15 protein-coding genes are annotated in these 17,006 nt (G+C 66.2%); 8 read left to right on the top strand and 7 right to left on the bottom strand.

Translation table 11 applies throughout. The features are described from left to right. Nucleotides 1–126: 126 nt before the first annotated feature. Nucleotides 127–1,878 carry a lipid A export permease/ATP-binding protein MsbA gene (msbA, locus tag CDO44_RS20975; protein ID WP_255407810.1) on the top strand — a complete coding sequence of 584 codons (1,752 nt, stop codon included), beginning with the start codon at nucleotides 127–129 and terminating at the stop codon, nucleotides 1,876–1,878. Between the two features lies 1 nt (nucleotide 1,879). Here msbA and CDO44_RS20970 read toward each other — a convergent pair whose 3' ends face one another. From CDO44_RS20970 to CDO44_RS20940, 7 genes are all read right to left on the bottom strand, one after another. Further along, nucleotides 1,880–2,923: a glycosyltransferase family 9 protein gene (locus CDO44_RS20970; RefSeq protein WP_087782234.1), complete on the bottom strand. Its 1,044-nt coding sequence runs from the start codon at nucleotides 2,921–2,923 to the stop codon at nucleotides 1,880–1,882. Nucleotides 2,924–3,001: 78 nt separating this feature from the next. Then, a complete protein-coding gene (locus tag CDO44_RS20965) occupies nucleotides 3,002–4,168 on the bottom strand; it encodes an ABC transporter substrate-binding protein (protein ID WP_087782233.1) in 1,167 nt (388 codons plus the stop codon). A gap of 91 nt (nucleotides 4,169–4,259) precedes the next feature. Further along, nucleotides 4,260–5,435 (bottom strand): ABC transporter substrate-binding protein, encoded by a 1,176-nt coding sequence (locus CDO44_RS20960; RefSeq protein ID WP_087782232.1) that lies wholly within the window; start codon nucleotides 5,433–5,435, stop codon nucleotides 4,260–4,262. Between the two features lie 29 nt (nucleotides 5,436–5,464). Next, nucleotides 5,465–6,361, bottom strand: a complete 897-nt coding sequence (locus tag CDO44_RS20955; protein ID WP_087782231.1) for an MBL fold metallo-hydrolase — start codon at nucleotides 6,359–6,361, stop codon at nucleotides 5,465–5,467. Beyond that, a complete protein-coding gene (locus CDO44_RS20950; RefSeq protein ID WP_087782230.1) occupies nucleotides 6,358–6,894 on the bottom strand; it encodes a 3-hydroxyanthranilate 3,4-dioxygenase in 537 nt (178 codons plus the stop codon). The genes CDO44_RS20955 and CDO44_RS20950 overlap by 4 nt, the downstream gene beginning before the upstream one ends. A gap of 187 nt (nucleotides 6,895–7,081) precedes the next feature. Further along, on the bottom strand, nucleotides 7,082–8,050 hold the full coding sequence (locus tag CDO44_RS20945) for a LysR substrate-binding domain-containing protein (RefSeq protein WP_087782229.1): 969 nt from the start codon (nucleotides 8,048–8,050) through the stop codon (nucleotides 7,082–7,084). A 47-nt stretch (nucleotides 8,051–8,097) separates the two neighbouring features. Next, nucleotides 8,098–9,555 (bottom strand): 2-hydroxymuconic semialdehyde dehydrogenase, encoded by a 1,458-nt coding sequence (locus CDO44_RS20940; RefSeq protein ID WP_087782228.1) that lies wholly within the window; start codon nucleotides 9,553–9,555, stop codon nucleotides 8,098–8,100. A gap of 186 nt (nucleotides 9,556–9,741) precedes the next feature. Here CDO44_RS20940 and CDO44_RS20935 point away from each other — a divergent pair, with 186 nt between their 5' ends. From CDO44_RS20935 to CDO44_RS20910, 7 genes are all read left to right on the top strand, one after another. Continuing rightward, nucleotides 9,742–10,248 carry a MarR family winged helix-turn-helix transcriptional regulator gene (locus CDO44_RS20935; protein WP_087782227.1) on the top strand — a complete coding sequence of 169 codons (507 nt, stop codon included), beginning with the start codon at nucleotides 9,742–9,744 and terminating at the stop codon, nucleotides 10,246–10,248. A gap of 94 nt (nucleotides 10,249–10,342) precedes the next feature. Further along, nucleotides 10,343–11,164 carry a 2-keto-4-pentenoate hydratase gene (locus CDO44_RS20930; RefSeq protein ID WP_087782226.1) on the top strand — a complete coding sequence of 274 codons (822 nt, stop codon included), beginning with the start codon at nucleotides 10,343–10,345 and terminating at the stop codon, nucleotides 11,162–11,164. After that, complete coding sequence (locus tag CDO44_RS20925; RefSeq protein WP_087782225.1) at nucleotides 11,161–11,940, top strand: 2-keto-4-pentenoate hydratase; 780 nt, start codon at nucleotides 11,161–11,163, stop codon at nucleotides 11,938–11,940. Before CDO44_RS20930 ends, CDO44_RS20925 begins: the two co-directional genes overlap by 4 nt. 217 nt (nucleotides 11,941–12,157) lie before the next feature. Further along, on the top strand, nucleotides 12,158–13,108 hold the full coding sequence (locus CDO44_RS20920; RefSeq protein ID WP_198951412.1) for a sulfurtransferase: 951 nt from the start codon (nucleotides 12,158–12,160) through the stop codon (nucleotides 13,106–13,108). A 12-nt stretch (nucleotides 13,109–13,120) separates the two neighbouring features. Further along, nucleotides 13,121–14,275 carry a YeeE/YedE thiosulfate transporter family protein gene (locus tag CDO44_RS20915; protein ID WP_087782224.1) on the top strand — a complete coding sequence of 385 codons (1,155 nt, stop codon included), beginning with the start codon at nucleotides 13,121–13,123 and terminating at the stop codon, nucleotides 14,273–14,275. A 10-nt stretch (nucleotides 14,276–14,285) separates the two neighbouring features. Further along, on the top strand, nucleotides 14,286–14,456 hold the full coding sequence (locus tag CDO44_RS27685; RefSeq protein WP_158213368.1) for a hypothetical protein: 171 nt from the start codon (nucleotides 14,286–14,288) through the stop codon (nucleotides 14,454–14,456). Between the two features lie 235 nt (nucleotides 14,457–14,691). Beyond that, a complete protein-coding gene (locus CDO44_RS20910; RefSeq protein ID WP_087782323.1) occupies nucleotides 14,692–16,782 on the top strand; it encodes a TonB-dependent receptor domain-containing protein in 2,091 nt (696 codons plus the stop codon). Nucleotides 16,783–17,006: the final 224 nt, after the last annotated feature.

Raw genomic sequence — 17,006 nt, 5'->3', positions numbered from 1 at the left:
GAGGCAGGGGCGGGCAGTCCGGCGGATGGCCGCCTGCGCGTACAATGTGAAGCTTCGTATTGTAAGCGGGCCTGCCGCCGCGGGAAGGTCGAAGCGGCATTCGGTCTGGCTCCGGAAAACTCCCTCGTGAACTCCCATCCCGTCAAAGCCGATTTGTGGCGCCGCGTCTATACGCGGGTCCTGAAGTATTGGAAAGCGCTCGCGCTCGGCATGTTGTTCCTGACAGGGGTGGCGGCATCGCAGCCTGTCCTGGCGATGCTGATGAAGCCGCTGCTGGACGGCGGTTTCAATGGTCAGAATCCGGACTATGTCTGGAAGATCCCGCTGGCCATCGTCGGTATTTTCCTGGTCCGCGGTGTATTGAACTTCCTGAGTGACTACCTCCTGGCGTGGTCGGCCAACCATGTGCTGGCGGACCTGCGCGGGGAAATGTTCGATCGCCTGTTGCGCCTGCCCGATACCTATTTCAAGCGCATGGGGTCGTCGTTGTTGCTCAACCGCTTCGTGGTGGATGCAGCGGGCGTGATGCAGTTGGCCACCGAAGTCATCACCGTGCTGGTGCGCGAGACGCTGATCGTGGTGTCGCTGGTTTGCGTGCTGTTGTATCTGTCCTGGCAGCTCACGCTGATCGCGCTGGTGGCTTTTCCCTTGTCCACCTTCATCATGCGGGCCATCTCCCGCCGCATCCGCAGGATCAACCGCGAGACCATCGCCATGAATGGCGAGTTGACCCGCATTGTCAGCGAAGCCATTGATGGGCAGAGGGTGATCAAGTTGTTCAGCGGCTACGAGCACGAAGAGGCCCGGTTCCTCCAGGTCAATGGCCGGTTGCGCCGTTTTGCCATGCGCAATGCCGTGGCCACGGCGGCGTCGGCGCCCATCACTCAAGCCATTTCCGCGGTTGCCTTGGCCATCGTGGTAGCGACCGCGCTGGGGCAATCGGGTGCCAACCAGATCACGGTAGGAGGTTTCGCCGCTTTCGTGACGGCCATGCTGCAGATACTGGATCCGCTCAAGCGACTGGCCAATGTCGCCAGCCCCATGCAACGCATGCTGGTGGCGGCCGAGAGTGTATTCGCCCTGGTGGACGAGATGCCCGAGCCGGATGCCGGTACGCGCACCTTGGCCCAGCCGGTGCGCGGCCGCATTGAGTTCGAGAACGTGTCGCATAGGTTTCCCGAGGCTGCCCGGGATACCTTGGCCGATATTTCGTTCAAGGTGGAGCCGGGGCAGACAGTGGCATTCATCGGCCGGTCAGGGAGCGGCAAGACGACCTTGGTATCGATGCTGCCGCGCTTTGCGCTGCCATCTTCGGGCTTGATACGGGTGGACGGGGTGCCGATCGAGGAGCTGACATTGACCAGCTTGCGCGACGCGATTTCGCTGGTCAGCCAGGACGTGGTGCTGTTCGACGAGACCATCGCTGCGAATGTCAGCTACGGCGCCCGCAGCGAACCCTCCGAGCAGGTCATTCGGCAGGCCCTGGCCGATGCGAATCTGTTGGAGTTCGTCGATTCCCTGCCGCAAGGCATGCATAGCAGGGTAGGGGAGAACGCCGCCAGGCTATCGGGCGGACAGCGGCAGCGCTTGGCCATTGCCCGCGCGCTGATCAAGGATGCGCCCATCCTGATCCTGGACGAGGCCACCTCGGCCCTGGACAACGAATCCGAGCGGCAGGTGCAGGCTTCGCTGGAACGGCTCATGAAAGGCCGCACCACCCTGGTCATCGCCCACCGGTTGTCGACTGTGCAGAATGCCGATCGCATTGTCGTGCTGGACAAGGGCCGTATCGTGGAACAAGGCGGGCACTCGGATCTGCTGGCGGCCGGCGGGCTGTACGCCGCGCTCTACAAGATGCAGTTCAGTGAGACGGCCTGAATCAGGATTCCGTATCGTCGGCCGGAGCAGGCAGGAACCTGGCTGGGGGCATGATGGCGCGAGTCGCGTTTCCGCTGGGCCGGGCCGTGTTTTCTTGGGCCTTGTCCCAGGGGAGATCGGTCTGTTTCGCGGAAACCTGCGACTGCAACTGGTTGAAGGCACGCTCCACTCGTCCTGACGTCAGCGCGTATTTCCAGAGCTTTTCTTTGAGCTTGCCCATGGGAATGCCGTCGCTGCCGATCAGAATGCGACCGGGGCCCCAGTCGGGGCGCCATGTCCGGGCGCTTCCCCGGCGCATGAACAGCGACAACGCAGGAACATGCAGATTCGAGGCCAGGTGGCCGATGCCGGAATCGTTGCCGATGAACCATCCCGACTCGAACAGCCAGGCGGTGACATTCTCCAGCGCGCCAAGCCGGGGCAGGCCTATACCCAGTTCCTGGACGTGCTCCCACTGCGGCCGCTCGGAGGGGCCTACGATGAATTGCGGGTCCAGGCCCCGGCGCTTGAGCCGAACGGCCAGAGCGACGAAGCGGGACGCCAGCCAGCGCTTGTCGGGAGTGCTGGCCATGGGATGGATGGCGACACGGGAGGCATGCTTGCGGTAGACGAGTCCGGGAGGCGGGACAAGGCCGTTGTATTTGTCAGCCTGGGCCAGGCCCAACGAATCACGGCTGAAGTTGGCCAGCCTTTGGGCCAGGGAGGCCGGTACCTTCAGCCTGCGTAGATTTTCCAGCGCCACGATGCGCCGCTGCGGCGCATCCGTGCCCGGTTCGTGCAATTGGATGACGGTCCGGAATTCCGCCGGGCATTCCGCTGCATCACCAGGCAACTCTTCGCGAATATCGAAACCGGGAAACCAGGCGCGTAGCCGGTGGATATGTGGCCCGAAGACCGTGACCGCAATCCCGTGCCGCCTCAGGTTCTGGGCGACGATCATCAGCAGCAGCGAATCGCCGATGGCCAGAGATGTCAATAACGCGGTGTTTTCCCGAGGAATGGAGGAAGTCTGCACGGTGCCGGAAGTCGAAGCTTGCCCGCGCATGATAGCTCAATCGGCCATTCGCATTGCCGGCACGCGGACATGCTCATGAATGGGGCCCCTGAGGCCCCCATTCACACGTCACTTCATCTGGCATTCGCCCGCATACGAGTCCTTGCTGTGCTCGTAGATCACCCCCTTGGTCACGAACGCCGGCTTGCCGTTGGCGTCCTTGGCCACGTCGACCCGGTAGAACGGCGCGATCGGGAACTGGTTGGTGTTGAACGCGAAGGAGCCGCGCACGGAATCGAACTTGGCTTCCCGCAGCGCCGCGCGGAACGCGGCCTTGTCGGACACGTTGCCCTTGGTCTTGGCCAGGGCCGAGGCGATCAGGCTGGCGGCGTCGTAGGATTGCGCCGCATACATCGAGGGTTCGCGGTTGTACTTCTTGCGGAAGGCCTCGGCGAATTTCTTGTTGGCCGGATTGTCGAGGTCGGGCGAATACGGAGCGGCCGTGACCGCGCCCAGCGCGGCGTCCTGCAGGGCGGGCAGGGTGGAGCCGTCGATGGTCGAGGTCGATAGCATGCGGACCTTGTCGAACATGCCGGCCTGCCGGTACTGCTTGACGAAGTTCACGCCCATGCTGCCCGGATAGAAGGTGTAGATGGCCTCGGGCTTGCTGGAGGCCAGGGCGGAGATCTCGACCGAGTAGTCGGGCTGGTTGACCTGGGTGAAGGTCTCGCCCACCACCTGGCCCTTGAAGGTTCGCTTGAACCCTTCCATGGCGTCCTTGCCGGCCTGGTAGTTGGCGGCCAGCAACTGGATCTTCTTGATGCCCATCTTGTTGGCGAGCTCGCCGCCGGCCTCGTGCAACTGGTCGTTGTTCCACGAGGTGGAGAAGAAGTAGGGCGAGCAGCCCTTGCCCGTGATCGGGGTGGGGCCGGCGTTCGAGCCGACCAGGAAGACCTCCGCGCTGGTGATGGGACGGTGGACCGCCATCATGACGTTCGAGTAGATCAGGCCGGTGATGAGGGGGACCTTCTCGCGCTCGAGCAACTGGCGCACGACCTGCAGGCCGACCTCGGGCTTCATCTGGTCGTCTTCCTTCAGGACCTGGACGTCGACCCCGCCCAGCTTGCCCTGGCCCTGTTCCACGGCCAGCATGAAGCCGTCGTACTGGTCCTGCCCCAGCACCGAACCCGGACCGGACAGCGTGGAGACGAAGCCGATCTTGACGGCGGCGAAGGAGGGGGCGGCGAAGGCCGCTTGCAGTATCGATGCGATGGCTATCAGTTTGGCGGTTTTCATGCGGACTCCTGGCTTGCCTGCGGGGTGGATGAGGCCGGATGCCCGGCCCCCGGGATACTGCGGTCGGCGGCGCGACGCCGGTGCCGGACGGTTATTTCAGCTTGCATTCCCCATGGTAGGGGTCCTGGTGGTCCGGGAACACGGTTTCCCGCGTGGCCAGCGTCACGCCGCCCGCGGGGTCGCGCACCACTTCGAATGCGTAGTAGTTCGATACGGGGAAGTGATTATTGTTAAATTTGAAGTTGCCCCGCACTGAGGGGAAATTCGCCTTGACCATTGCCTGTTCGAAGGCTTTCTTGTCGTCCAGGCGGCCGCCGGTGGCCTTGAGCGCGGCATTCAGGGCCTGCGCGGAGTCGTAGCCATAGGCCGCGTAGTGCGAGGGGATGCGCCCGTATTTCTTGCGGAACTGCTCGACGAAGCTGCGGTTGGCCGCATTGGGCAGGTCGGGCGACCATGGCCCGCCCGACATCACGCCCAGCGCCAGGTCCTGCAGCGCCGGCAGGGTCGTGCCGTCCACCGTGGAACCCGACAGCAGCGGTACCTTGCCCAGCAGGCCGGCCTGGTGGTATTGCTTGACGAAATTCACGCCCATGCCGCCGGGATAGAAGATGAACACGGCGTCGGGGCTGGCGGTGCGCAGCTGGGTGATTTCCACCGAGTAGTCGGGCTGGTTGACCTGGGTGTAGGTCTCGCTCAGGACTTCGCCCTTGAAGTAGCGCTTGAAGCCCGTCAGCGCCTCGCGGCCGGCCTGGTAGTTCGGCGCCATCAGGGCGACGCGCTTGTAGCCTTTCTGCTGGGCGTACTTGCCCATGGCCTCGTGCTGCTGGTCGTTTTGCCAGGACGTGGAGAAATACAGCGGCGAGCACATCGAACCGGCGATCTGGCTGGGGCCGGCGTTGTTCACCAGCAGGAAGGTGCCGCTGTTGATGACGTCGCGATAGACCGCCATCAGCACGTTCGAGAAGCTCAGGCCGGTGATGAGCTGCACGCGGTCGCGCTCGATCAGCTTCTTGGCGGCCTGGCGGCCCACCTCGGGCTTGAGCTGGTCGTCTTCCTGGATGATCTTGACTGCCTGCCCGCCCAGTTTGCCGCCGGCGGCTTCCACGCCCAGCATGAAACCGTCGTACTGGTCCTGGCCCAGCGTGCCGCCGGGTCCGGACATCGTGGCCAGGAAGCCGATCTTGATGTCGGCGTGCGCGGCGGCGGTGACGCCGAACGCGAGGCAAAGGCTGGCCACCAGGGCCGGGACCGGGCGCTGCAAAGTCATGGGCGGTTCCTTGGACTTACGTTTTAAGTTTAAAGTAATTTTTGGAATTCGAAACGAAATTCGTGTTCGTCTTCCGGTGCCGCGCGGCGGATGTGGCCGGCGGTGGGGGCGGGGAAGTGGGCTGGCAGGACCAGCGTGCCGTCGCGGGCGCAGGCTTCCAGCAGCGATTGCCGGGTGCGGCGGGCATGGTCGGGGTCGGCGCAGAAGCGCGTGCTCCACTGGGGGTAGCAGCACTGCAGCGGGTGGTGGAAGGCATCGCCGGTCAGCAGGACGCGCTGGTGCTCGCCCTGGATCTCGACGGCCACGTGGCCGGGCGTGTGCCCGGGCGCGGGAACGAGGCGGATGGCTTCGTCGATGCGGTGGTCCATGTCGACCAGGTCGGCCAGGCCGGCTTCGAACACGGGCAGGACCGAGTCGCCCACGTAGTCGCCGGTGCGCACGAGCTCCGGGTGGCCCTCGTGCTCCTTCCAATAGGCCCATTCCTCGTGGGTGAAGAGATAGCGCGCGTTGGGGAAGGTGGGCACCCATGCGCCGCCGACCAGCCGCGTGTGCCAGCCGACGTGGTCGACGTGCAGGTGGGTGGAGACGACGATGTCGATGTCCTCGGGGCGCACGCCGGTCGCTTGCAGGCGATCCAGCCAGCCCCAGTGCTGCCGGTCAAAGTCGGGGCGTACCCGCGCCTTGCAGTCGCCCACGCAGGTGTCCACCAGGATCAGGCGGCCGCGGCTTTTCAGCAGGAAGGACTGGATGGAGATGACCAGCCGGTCGGAGGCCGGGTCGTAGAACCGCGGGACCAGCCAGTCCAGGTTGGCCTGGATGGCTTCGGGGGTCGAGTCCGGGAAGATTTCCGCGGGGCGCAGCAGCGGGCCCTCGGCCTCGACGATGCGGGTGAGTTCGACCCCGCCGAAGTCGAACCGTGCCGTCATGCGGTGCCCGGAACGTGCTTGCCGGGATGCACCGTGCCGCACGAGGGGCAGCGGCGCTTGTCCTCGCTGGCGTAGAAGGCCTCGAACAGCGGCGGCAGGTCGGTCACGATGCTCTTGAGCTGGACTTCGACGCGGTGCACCAGGTGTCCGCAATGCAGGCAGTACCACTCGAAGCCGTCCACCAGGCCTTCGGGACGCTGGCGTTCGATGACGAGACAGGCGCTGCCGGTCTCGGGACGCTGGGGCGAGTGGCGCATGTGCGGAGGCAAGAGGAAGATGTCGCCTTCCTTCAGGTCCACGCGTTCTTCCTTGCCTTCCACCCAGAGCTTCAGGTAGGCGTTGCCGCGGATCTGGTAGAAGAACTCTTCCAGCGGATCGTCATGGTAGTCGGTACGGTGGTTGGGGCCGCCGACCACCGTGACGATGAAATCGGAGTCCTGCCAGATCTGCTGGTTGCCGACCGGCGGCTTGAGCAGATGGGCGTTGTCGTCGATCCATTTCTGGAAATTGAGCGGAAGACCGTATTTGTACATGGTGCTCTCGTTGGGTCGGTAGGTCTGCGCCCGCGGGGCGGCTTCCCGCGCCGGAAGGAGGCGGTCGTGGCCTATCGTAGGCTAATTGCAGTCTATGTGACCCATGCGCCGGGCGAGAAATAGAAGTTGGCGCCCGGGGTATGCACATTGGCTATGGCGCGTTCGGGCCTTGCGCCCGGAGGAAGGATCAGGAGGCGCCGGCGCGCCGGGCGTCGCAGATGCGATGCAGGTATTCGATCAGGTGCTGGCTGGCGGGAGTGAGTTGCCGGTTCGCCCGTACCGAATAGCCCACGCGCCCGAACAGGCCGAATTCGGCCAGCGGCAGGCGCTTGAGCAGTCCGTGGTCCAGGAATTGCGCGGCGGCGTCCTGCGGCATGAGGGCGATGGCCTCGCCGCGCAGCAGGATGCCCAGGTTGGTCAGCAGCGACAGGGATTCGATGTGGCGGGGCGGAATGCCCAGCCCGGTACGGTGGAAAGTCTGTTCCACCGCGGTGCGCAGCGGCGATTCGGCCGAAGGCAGGATCCAGGGCTGCTCCATCAACTGGCCCAGTTCCAGGTGCGCCGCGCGCGCCAGCGGGTGGTGGGCGCCGACGACGGCATGCAGCTTTTCCTCGTACAGCGTGTGGTGGGTGAGCGGATAGGCATAGCCGAGCGCGATGTCGCGCTCGGGCAGGCGTCCCACCACGATGTCGAGGTCGCCCGTGGCCAGCGCGGGGAAGAGCTGCGACGAGGGGCCTTCGGAGACCGTGACGCGGATCCCCGGGTGCTCCTGCATCAGCATCGAGATCGCCTCGGGCAGCAGCTTGGCCGACGCGGCGATCAGGGTGCCGACGATGACGTGCCCGCTTTCCCCCGTCAGCGCGGCATTGAGTTCGTCCGTCATGTAGCGCAGCTCGGCCATCAGCGTCTTGACCCGCCGGCCCAGGAGATGCGCCAGCTCGGTCGGGACCACGCCGCGGTTGGACCGCTCGAACAGCGGCGCGCCCACGAACTTCTCCAGCTCGTAGATGGCCTTGGTGACGCTGGGCTGCGTCAGGTTCAGTTCATTGGCCGCGCGCGACAGCGACCGGCGCTCGAGCACCCGCTCGAAGATCTGGAGTTGGTGCAGCTTGAGCTTGTGCCCCAGCGCGTTGGGAGTCAGACGGAAGTTGGACATGGCGGCCGCAGGGGACATTCCCCTGCGATTATCGCCCATTCGCGCGCCTACAGCTTCACGCAGACGTTGGTCGGCTCGGTATAGAAATGCAGCGAGTGGCGGCCGCCTTCACGCCCTATGCCCGACAGGCCGCTGCCGCCGAAGGGCGTGCGCAGGTCGCGCAGGAACCAGCAGTTCACCCACGCCAGGCCCACCTGCATGGCCTGGGCCACGCGATGGCCGCGGGTCAGGTTGGTGGTCCAGACGGCCGCCGCCAGCCCGTAGTGGGTGTCGTTGGCCAGCCGGATGGCTTCTTCCTCGGTATCGAAGGGGGCGATGTGGCAGACCGGGCCGAACACCTCTTCCTTGATGCAGCGGGCGGTCTCGGGCAGGCCGGTCCAGATGGTCGGCTGGATGTAGGCGCCCTGGTCGCGCTCGTCGCCGAAGGTCGGCACGCCGCCGCCGGTGACCACGGTGGCGCCTTCCTCGACCGCCAGGCGCAGGTAGGACAGCACCTTCTCGCGGTGCTCGTGCGACACCAGCGGGCCCATGGTGGTGGCGCTGTCCATGGGGCGGCCCAGCACCAGTTTCTCGGCTTCGAGCTTCAGGGCGGCGACGAAGCGGTCGTAGATCGGCCGCTGGACGTAGACGCGCTCGGTGCACAGGCAGACCTGGCCGCAGTTGGCGAAGACCGAGCGGGCCACGCCGGCGACGGCCGCGTCGAAGTCGGCGTCCTCGAACACCAGCGCGGCGTTCTTGCCGCCCAGTTCGAACGATACCGGCTTCACGCCCGGCGCGACCGCCTTCATGATGGTGCTGCCGGTGGCCGATTCGCCGGTGAAGGTGATGCCGTCGATGTCAGGGTGGGTAGTGATGAATTCGCCGGCCGAATTCGGGCCGAAGCCGTGGACCACGTTGAACACGCCGGCGGGCAGGCCGACCTCGGCCGCCACTTCGGCCAGCAGGGTGGCGGTGGAAGGCGTGACCTCGGAAGGCTTGGCCACCACGGTGTTGCCGAAGGCCAGCGCGGGCGCGACCTTCCAGGTGAACAGCAGCAGCGGCAGGTTCCACGGCGAGATGACGCCCACCACGCCCAGCGGCTTGCGGTAGGCGTAGTTCAGCGCCTGCCGGCCGTCCGGCGTATCGGTCATGAAGCTTTCCATGTCCAGCGTGCGGGCGATCTCGGCGAAGGCGCGGAAGTTGGCCGCGCCGCGCGGGATGTCGATCTGGCTGGCCCAGCCCACGGGCTTGCCGGTGTCGCCGATCTCCGCCGCCAGGAAATCGTCGAAGCGGCGTTCGATGCCGTCGGCCAGCGCGTACAGGTAGTCCGTGCGCTGGTTGACCGGCAGCGCCGCCCAGGCCGGCAAGGCCTGGCGGGCCGCCGCCACCGCGGCGTTCACCTGGTCGCGGCTGGCTTCGTGCACGCGCGCCACCAGTTCGCCGTTGGCGGGGTTGAGTTTGTCGAAGGTGCGGATGCCGTCTTCGAAGCGGCCGCCGATGAAGTTGCGCAGGGATTTGACCGACATGGTGCTGGGTTCCGTTGAGGTATAGTACGTATACGTCATAATATAGTGGAATTTCGCGCGACCGGTCCATCCCCGGGGGCATAACAACTTCGGTGCCAGCCATAGCCGGTTCGAAGAAACGCCAGGGCGCCGCTGGCCGGGCGCGCGACATCAGTTAAGATCTCAAGTCCGCTCCGGCTCGCCACCATGACCCGATCCTCCGCCTTGCGACGCCCGCCCGCCGCGCCGTCTCCCGAACCGGAAACCGTGCCTTGCACGGATGCCGTGCGGGCGTTCGAGCTCACGGACGTCGTGTCGCACCTGCTGCGGCGCGCGCATTTTCGCGCCGAGGCCCTGTTCATGCAGACCTTCCACGACGAGGACCTGACGCCGCGCCAGAAGGCGCTGCTGATCACCGTCTGCAAGCATCCGGGCGCCACCCAGAACCAGCTGGCCGAAGACATCGCGCTCGACCGCAATTCGCTGGCCGACATGATCAACCGCCTGGTGAAGAAGGGGTATCTGAAGCGCCGGCGCTCGGCGGACGACAAGCGAGCCTATTCGGTGACGATCACGCAGGCCGGCGTGGACGTGCTGGAGCGCGTGCTGCCGCGCGACAAGGACGTGGAAGACGCCATCATCGCGGTGCTGCCGCCCGAGTACCGGGCGTTGTTCATCAAATGCCTGAAACTCATGGCGGGGGTGGCGCAATGAGCGGGCCGCCGTTGCCGAAGTTCCGTTTTCTCCCGTATATTCGTACGTATACGGCATAAAGGTGTTTTTTCTTCAACTTTCAACAGGACTACCCATGGGGCAGATAGGACAAGGAGGCGTTGCCGCCGAGGCGATCGCCGGGCTTGCGCAGCGCTTGCGCAATGCTCATGAAAGCCGCGTCGCCATCGATCCGATTCGCGATCAATTGCCGGCCGGCGACTTGGACGCCGCTTACGCGGTGCAGCAGGCCAACACCGATCACTGGATCCAGCAGGGCCGCCGCCTGGTGGGCCGCAAGATCGGCCTGACCTCCAAGGCGGTGCAGGCGCAGCTGGGCGTGGACCAGCCCGACTACGGCATGCTGTTCGCCGACATGTCGGTGTGCGACGGCGAGGAGGTGCCGCTGTCGACGCTGATCCAGCCCAAGGTCGAGGCCGAGATCGCCTTCGTCATGGAGCGCGACCTGACCCAGCCCCTGGCCACCATGGCCGAACTGATTTCCTCGGTCGCCTATGCCGTGCCGGCCATCGAGATCGTCGACAGCCGCATCGCCAACTGGAAGATCAGCATCGTCGACACCATTGCCGACAATGCCTCGTCGGGCCTGTTCGTGCTGGGCAACCGCCCGGTCAAGCTGGGTGACTTCGACGCCCGCCTGTGCGGCATGGTCATGGAGCGCAACGGCGACCAGGTGTCGATCGGCGCCGGCGCAGCGTGCCTGGGCCATCCGTTGAACGCCGCGCTGTGGCTGGCGCGCAAGATGGCCGAGCGGGGCAATCCGCTGCGCGCCGGCGACGTGGTGCTGAGCGGTGCGCTGGGCCCCATGGTCGCGGTGCGGGGAGAGGAAATTCTGGAAGCGCGCATAGCCGGGCTGGGCTCGGTGCGCGCGGTATTTGGCGCCAAGGAGCAAGCATGAGCGGTCCGCTGTTGTCCCTACCCGAAGTGGCCCGCGAGCTGGACGAAGCCGCCAGCACGCCGCGCGCCGCCGAACAGTTCGTCGAGCGCCGTCCGCTCACGCTGGCCGAGGCCTATGAAGTGCAGCGCATGCTGATCCAGCGCCGCATCGACCGCGGCCATCGCCGCATCGGCATGAAGATGGGTTTCACCAGCCGTGCCAAGATGGTTCAGATGGGCGTGCACGACATGATCTGGGGCCGCCTGACGCATGACATGCGCGTGGACGAGGGCGGCGAGCTCAAGCTGTCGACCCGCGTGCACCCGCGCGTCGAGCCCGAGATCGCCTTCCTGCTGCGCAAGCCGCTGTCGGGCATGGTGTCGCCGCTCGAGGCCCTGGATGCCGTCGAGGCCATCGCCCCGGCGCTGGAGATCATCGATTCGCGCTACAAGGCCTTCAAATTCTCGCTGGAAGACGTCGTGGCGGACAACGCCTCGTCGTCGGGTGTGGTGCTGGGCGCCTGGCACAAGCCCAGCATCGACTTCTCCAACCTGGGCCTGATCATGTCGTGCAATGGCAAGGCCCAGCAGGTCGGCACCACCGCCGCCATCCTGGGCCATCCCGTGCGCTCGCTGGTCGCGGCCGCGCGCCTGGTGGCGCAGGCCGGCGAGATCCTGCCCGAGGGTTCCATCGTGATGGCCGGCGGCGCCAGCGCCGCCGAGGCCCTCGTGGCGGGCACCTGGGTCGAGCTCGAGATGCAGAATCTCGGCCGCGTGGGCTTTCACGTAACGGCCTGAGACGGTCTTCAGTCGCTGCCCGGCAGCCTCGAGGGCTGCCGGGGCGCCGCGACCCGGCGTCGCTGGCCGGGCACGGGAAGCATGACCAGGAGCTATGTTCTCGTGCTTATCATATAACTTAGTGTTATATGAATATGGATACTTCGTCTGAGCCTCCGCGTGGCCAGACCTTAAAATTCTCAGGATGCCCACCCTTTGCGCGCCGCGCGCAACCATCATGAGAATCCTCGCCATCTTTTCCGCCTGGCTGATCGCTTTTGCCGCGCAAGCCGGCGCCCATGCGGCCACTTCTCCCATCCTGTCGCCCGACGAGCTGAAAGCGACGCTGGCCTCGCCCTCGGTCACGGTCATCGATATCCGGCCGCCGGCCGATTACGCGCAGGGACACATTCCGGGCGCCTTGTCCGCTCCCTACGGCTCGTGGCGCGGGCCGGCCAACAGCCCCGGCACGCTGCCGCCGCTGGACAAGCTGACCGCCCAGGTCCGCAAGCTCGGCCTGACGCCGGAGCGGCATGCCGTGGTGGTGTCCTCGGGCGCGGATGTGACCGACTTCGGCGCCGCCGCCCGCGTGTACTGGACGCTCAAGTACCTCGGCCTGACCCGTCTGTCCGTCCTGAACGGCGGCATGCAGGCGTGGAAGCAGACGCAACAGCCCCTGAGCCACGATGCGCCGGCCCAGCCCGCGCCCAGCCAGTACGAGCCGCGTCTGAACACGGCCATCATCGCTACCCAGGCCGACGTGCTGGCGGGCATAGACAAGAGCGATACCCGGTTGATCGACGCGCGTCCCAAGAATTTCTTCGAAGGGCTGGTCAAGGCGCCGACCGCCTCGGTCCCCGGCACCATCCACGGGGCGCAGAACGTTCCGCACAGCGTCTGGTTCGCGCCCGGCAGCACCCAGATCGTGTCGGCCGCCGAGGCCCGCGCGATCGCGGCCCGGGAGTTCCCGGACGTGGCCGGCGACAACATCGCGTTCTGCAATACCGGCCACTGGGCCGCCACGGACTGGTTCGCGCTGTCGGAACTGGCGGGGTTGCCGAACATTCGCATGTACCCGGAATCGCTGGCCGACTGGACCAATGCCGACCAGGCCCTGCCCATGGACAATGCGCCGGGGCGGGCCAGCCAGATCGCGGACAAATTCAAGAAACTGTTCGGCAAGTCGTAGAGGAACCCCCTGATGCAAGCGACATTTCCTCCGGCGGCTTCGCCCGCCGTTTCCTCCATTGGCGCGTCGGCACCGGGCCGCGCGCGCTGGCCGCTGACGGTGGCCATCGTGCTTGCCGTACTGGCGCTGGCCTGGTTCGTGACTGTGCGGCAGTCCGTGCTGTTCGTCATCGGCCTGGGCATGGGCGGCCTCCTGGCCGGCGCGCGCTTCGGTTTCACCACCGGCTGGCGCCGGCTGATCGAGGCCCGCGACGCCAGCGGCGTGTTCGCCCAGATCGTGCTGCTGGCCGTGGCCGCCGGCATATCCATTCCGCTCCTGGCGAGCTTTCCCGGCGACCTGGCCGCGGCCCTGGGGCCGCCCAGCATCAGCCTCCTGATAGGCGCCTTCGTGTTCGGCATCACGATGCAAATCGCCGATGGCTGCGGCTCGGGCACGCTGTACAAGGCCGGACTGGGTATTCCGCTGAACATGGGAGTGCTGCCGCTGTTCGCGCTGGGCAGCTTCCTGGGGTCGGTGCATCTGCACGGCTGGCTGTCGCTGGGCGCCGTGGCGCCAGTCAGCCTGGTTCGAGACTGGGGCGCGGGCGGCGCACTGGCGGCGACCTTCGCCGGCCTGGTCGCTTGCGGCCTGGCGGCCTGGGTCTGGAGCCGCAAGGGCGGCGTGGCCGCGCCCGCGCCGTGGAACCGCAAGCTGCTGCTGGCCGGCATCGGCCTGGCCCTGCTGGCAGTGGCCAATCTGGTGGTGGCCGGCCAGCCCTGGGGAGTCGTCTACGGCTTCGGCCTGTGGGCCGCCAAGGTGGCGACGGCGGCCGGGGTGTTCGATCCCGCCGCCAATGCCTTCTGGGGCCAGGCGGGTAATCTGCGCACGCTCGAGCAAAGCGTATTCCTGGACGTCACCTCGATCACCAACATCGGCATCATGGCCGGCGCGTTGTGGATCGCCGCGCGCAGGCCATCCAGCGGCAAGCCGCTGACGGGCCGCCAGTGGGCGGCCGTGCTGGTGGCGGGTTTCCTGCTGGGCTACAGCTCGCGGCTGGCATTCGGCTGCAATGTGGGGGCCATGGTCAGCGGCATTTCCACTGGCAGCCTGCACGGCTGGATCTGGGTCGCGCTGGCGTTTGCCGGTTCGCTGATCGGCGTGCGCCTGCGCCGCCGCCTGGGCGTTTGAACGAGAGGGTATGGACATGACTTCCCGCGCTTCCGCCATCGTGCTTTTCTGGGCAGTGCTCATCGTTTTCTTCGCCTGGGATTGGACCCACTCCAGTCCGGTCAACCATCGGAAGGAACCCGCCATCCTCGCCATAGGCTCGGGACAGGCGCCCAGCGGGGGACATTGCTCCGCGTTTTGATTCCGCTTTCGCGAAGTTCCTTATGTGCAACAGCCATGCATATGCAATAGAGTTGCACTAACTTCGGTTTTGAGCAAGAATGCCGCTCTCGGCGGGCATGGGTTGCCATGCCGGCTGGAGCGGCTTTTTTGCTGCCGGGTCGTCCCAAGGCAAGCGCCCCGCGGGGGGCGGCGACGACCCGAAGGGCCTGGCGCGAGGGCATTTTCTTGCGCCATTCATGAAGAAAGGAACCGTGATGTTGGGAAGGCTGAATCCCCTCGTATTGGCATTGATGAGCGTTTCCTGGGGGGGGCTTCCTGCAGCCGCCTGGGCCCAGTCGGCGTCGCCCGCCGATGCCGCGCCGCAGATCCTCAAGGAGGTGACCGTGTCGGCCACGCCCTTGTCGCGCGGCGCGCAAGACTTGGCGGCTCCGGTTACCGTGCTCGACGAAGACGAGCTGTTGACCAAGCGCGCCGCCACGCTGGGCGAGACGCTGGAGCGGGAGCCCGGCATCACTTCGTCCCATTTCGGCGCCGGCGCCAGCCGTCCCATCATCCGGGGCATGGATGGCGCGCGAGTCAAGGTCGTATCAGATGGCGCCGAGGTCCAGGACGCTTCCACCATCAGCCCCGATCACGCGGTGGGCCTGGAGCCCATGCTGTCGCAGCGGGTGGAAGTGCTGCGCGGGCCGGCGGCGCTGTTGTACGGAGGCGGGGCCGTAGGCGGCGTGGTCAACGTGCTCGACAACAAGATTCCCACCGAGATGCCGGACAAGGCCGTGGAAGGCAGCGTGGAATTGCGCGGGGCAACCGGTCCGCGCGAAACCACGGGGGCTTTCGAGCTGACCACCGGCGGCAAGGGCCTGGTCTTCCACGCCGAGGGACTCAAGCGCAACGCCAACGACTACAAGGTGGGCCGCGGCTGGGCCGGCGGCAGCCGCGTGGACGGCTCGTACAACCATACCGAGACCGGCAGCGTAGGCCTGTCCTGGGTAGGCGACCGCGGCTACATCGGGCTGGCCTATACCAGCCAGCGCAACCGCTATGGCCTACCCGGCCACGACCATGCCTACGAGGGCTGCCACACGCACGGCGCGCACCTGCACTGCCCCGACGACGGCCACGATCACGAGCACGAGCATGGCGACGAGGATGGCCACGATCACGACCACGGCGATGAAGGCGACAGCCACGGCGTGCCCTTCGTGAAGCTGCGCAGCCAGCGCTGGGACGTGCGCGGTGAACTGCGCGATCCTTTCGCCGGTTTCACCAGGCTACGCGCGCGCGCCGGCTTCACCGACTACCAGCATGACGAGATCGAGGGCGACACGATTGCCACCACCTTCAAGAACAAGGCGCACGATGGCCGCGTGGAACTCGAGCACGCGCCCATAGGCGGCTTGCGTGGCGTGATCGGCGCGCAGACGACGCGCCGCGACTTCAGCGCGCTGGGCGAAGAAGCCTATGTGCAGCCCACCATCACGCGCAACAACGGCATATTCGCGCTCGAGGAGTACACCGTCGGCAACTGGCGCTTCGAGGGCGGGTTGCGCCATGAATGGCAGCGCATCGAGGCGCAGGGCGATTCGCCCGATACCCGGCACCGGGGCACCTCCGTGTCCGGCGGGGCGGTATGGAAGTTCGCCCCGTCGTATTCGCTGGGCATGTCGATTTCGCGTTCGCAGCGCCTGCCGACCGCGGAAGAGCTCTATGCCAACGGCCTGCACCTTGCCACCTCCACTTATGAGGTGGGCAACGTCAACCTCAAGAAGGAAACCTCCAACAATATCGACCTCACGCTGCGCAAGTTCGCCGGCCCGACCACGTTCTCGGTATCGGTATTCCGGAACAAGGTCGACAACTTCATCTACGGCCGCACGCTGGATGTCTACCAAAGCCTCCAATTGCTGGAGTACACGCAGCATGACGCCACCTTCACCGGGCTGGAGGCGCAGGTCCGGCACCAGATCAACAAGATATTCGCGGTTTCGCTGATGGGCGACTACGTGCGGGCGCGCCTCGACGGCGGCGGCAACCTGCCGCGCATTCCCGCGTACCGCGTGGGCACCCGCCTGGACGCCAAGTGGCAGGCCTGGAGCGGCGATGTCGAACTGTCGTACGTGGGACGCCAGGACAAGGTCGCCGAATTCGAGACCGAAACCCCGGGCTATGCCATGCTCAATCTCGGCGCCGCCTACGAGGGCCGCGCCGGCGGCAGCCGCTATCAGATCTACGTGCGCGCCAACAACCTCACCAACAAGCTCGCCTACCGGCATACGTCGTTCATCAAGAACGCCGCGCCGCTGATGGGCCGCAACATCATCATGGGCGTGCGGCTGACCTTCTGATTGCCGTTCCCGGTCCTGCCATGTCCTGGACGCGCGCCGGCACCGCGTCGCCGCGTGTCCAGGTGTAACCGGCGGCGCTCGCCCGCCGGTCGCCGCAGGCCAGAGTCTCCCGCACGCGGGCCGCGCATCCTCCGCCTGCCTAGGGGCGGCGGAGAGTTGTTGTTACAACGCGCGCGCGGTGCGCGGTCTATCCTGGATCGAGGTTTACTCGTGAAAGGAGAGGA

This window comes from Pigmentiphaga sp. NML080357 (assembly GCF_002188465.1).
Taxonomy (GTDB): domain Bacteria; phylum Pseudomonadota; class Gammaproteobacteria; order Burkholderiales; family Burkholderiaceae_B; genus Pigmentiphaga.
Note: the sequence above shows the minus strand (reverse complement) of the source record. Positions and strands in the feature narration are given on the sequence as shown.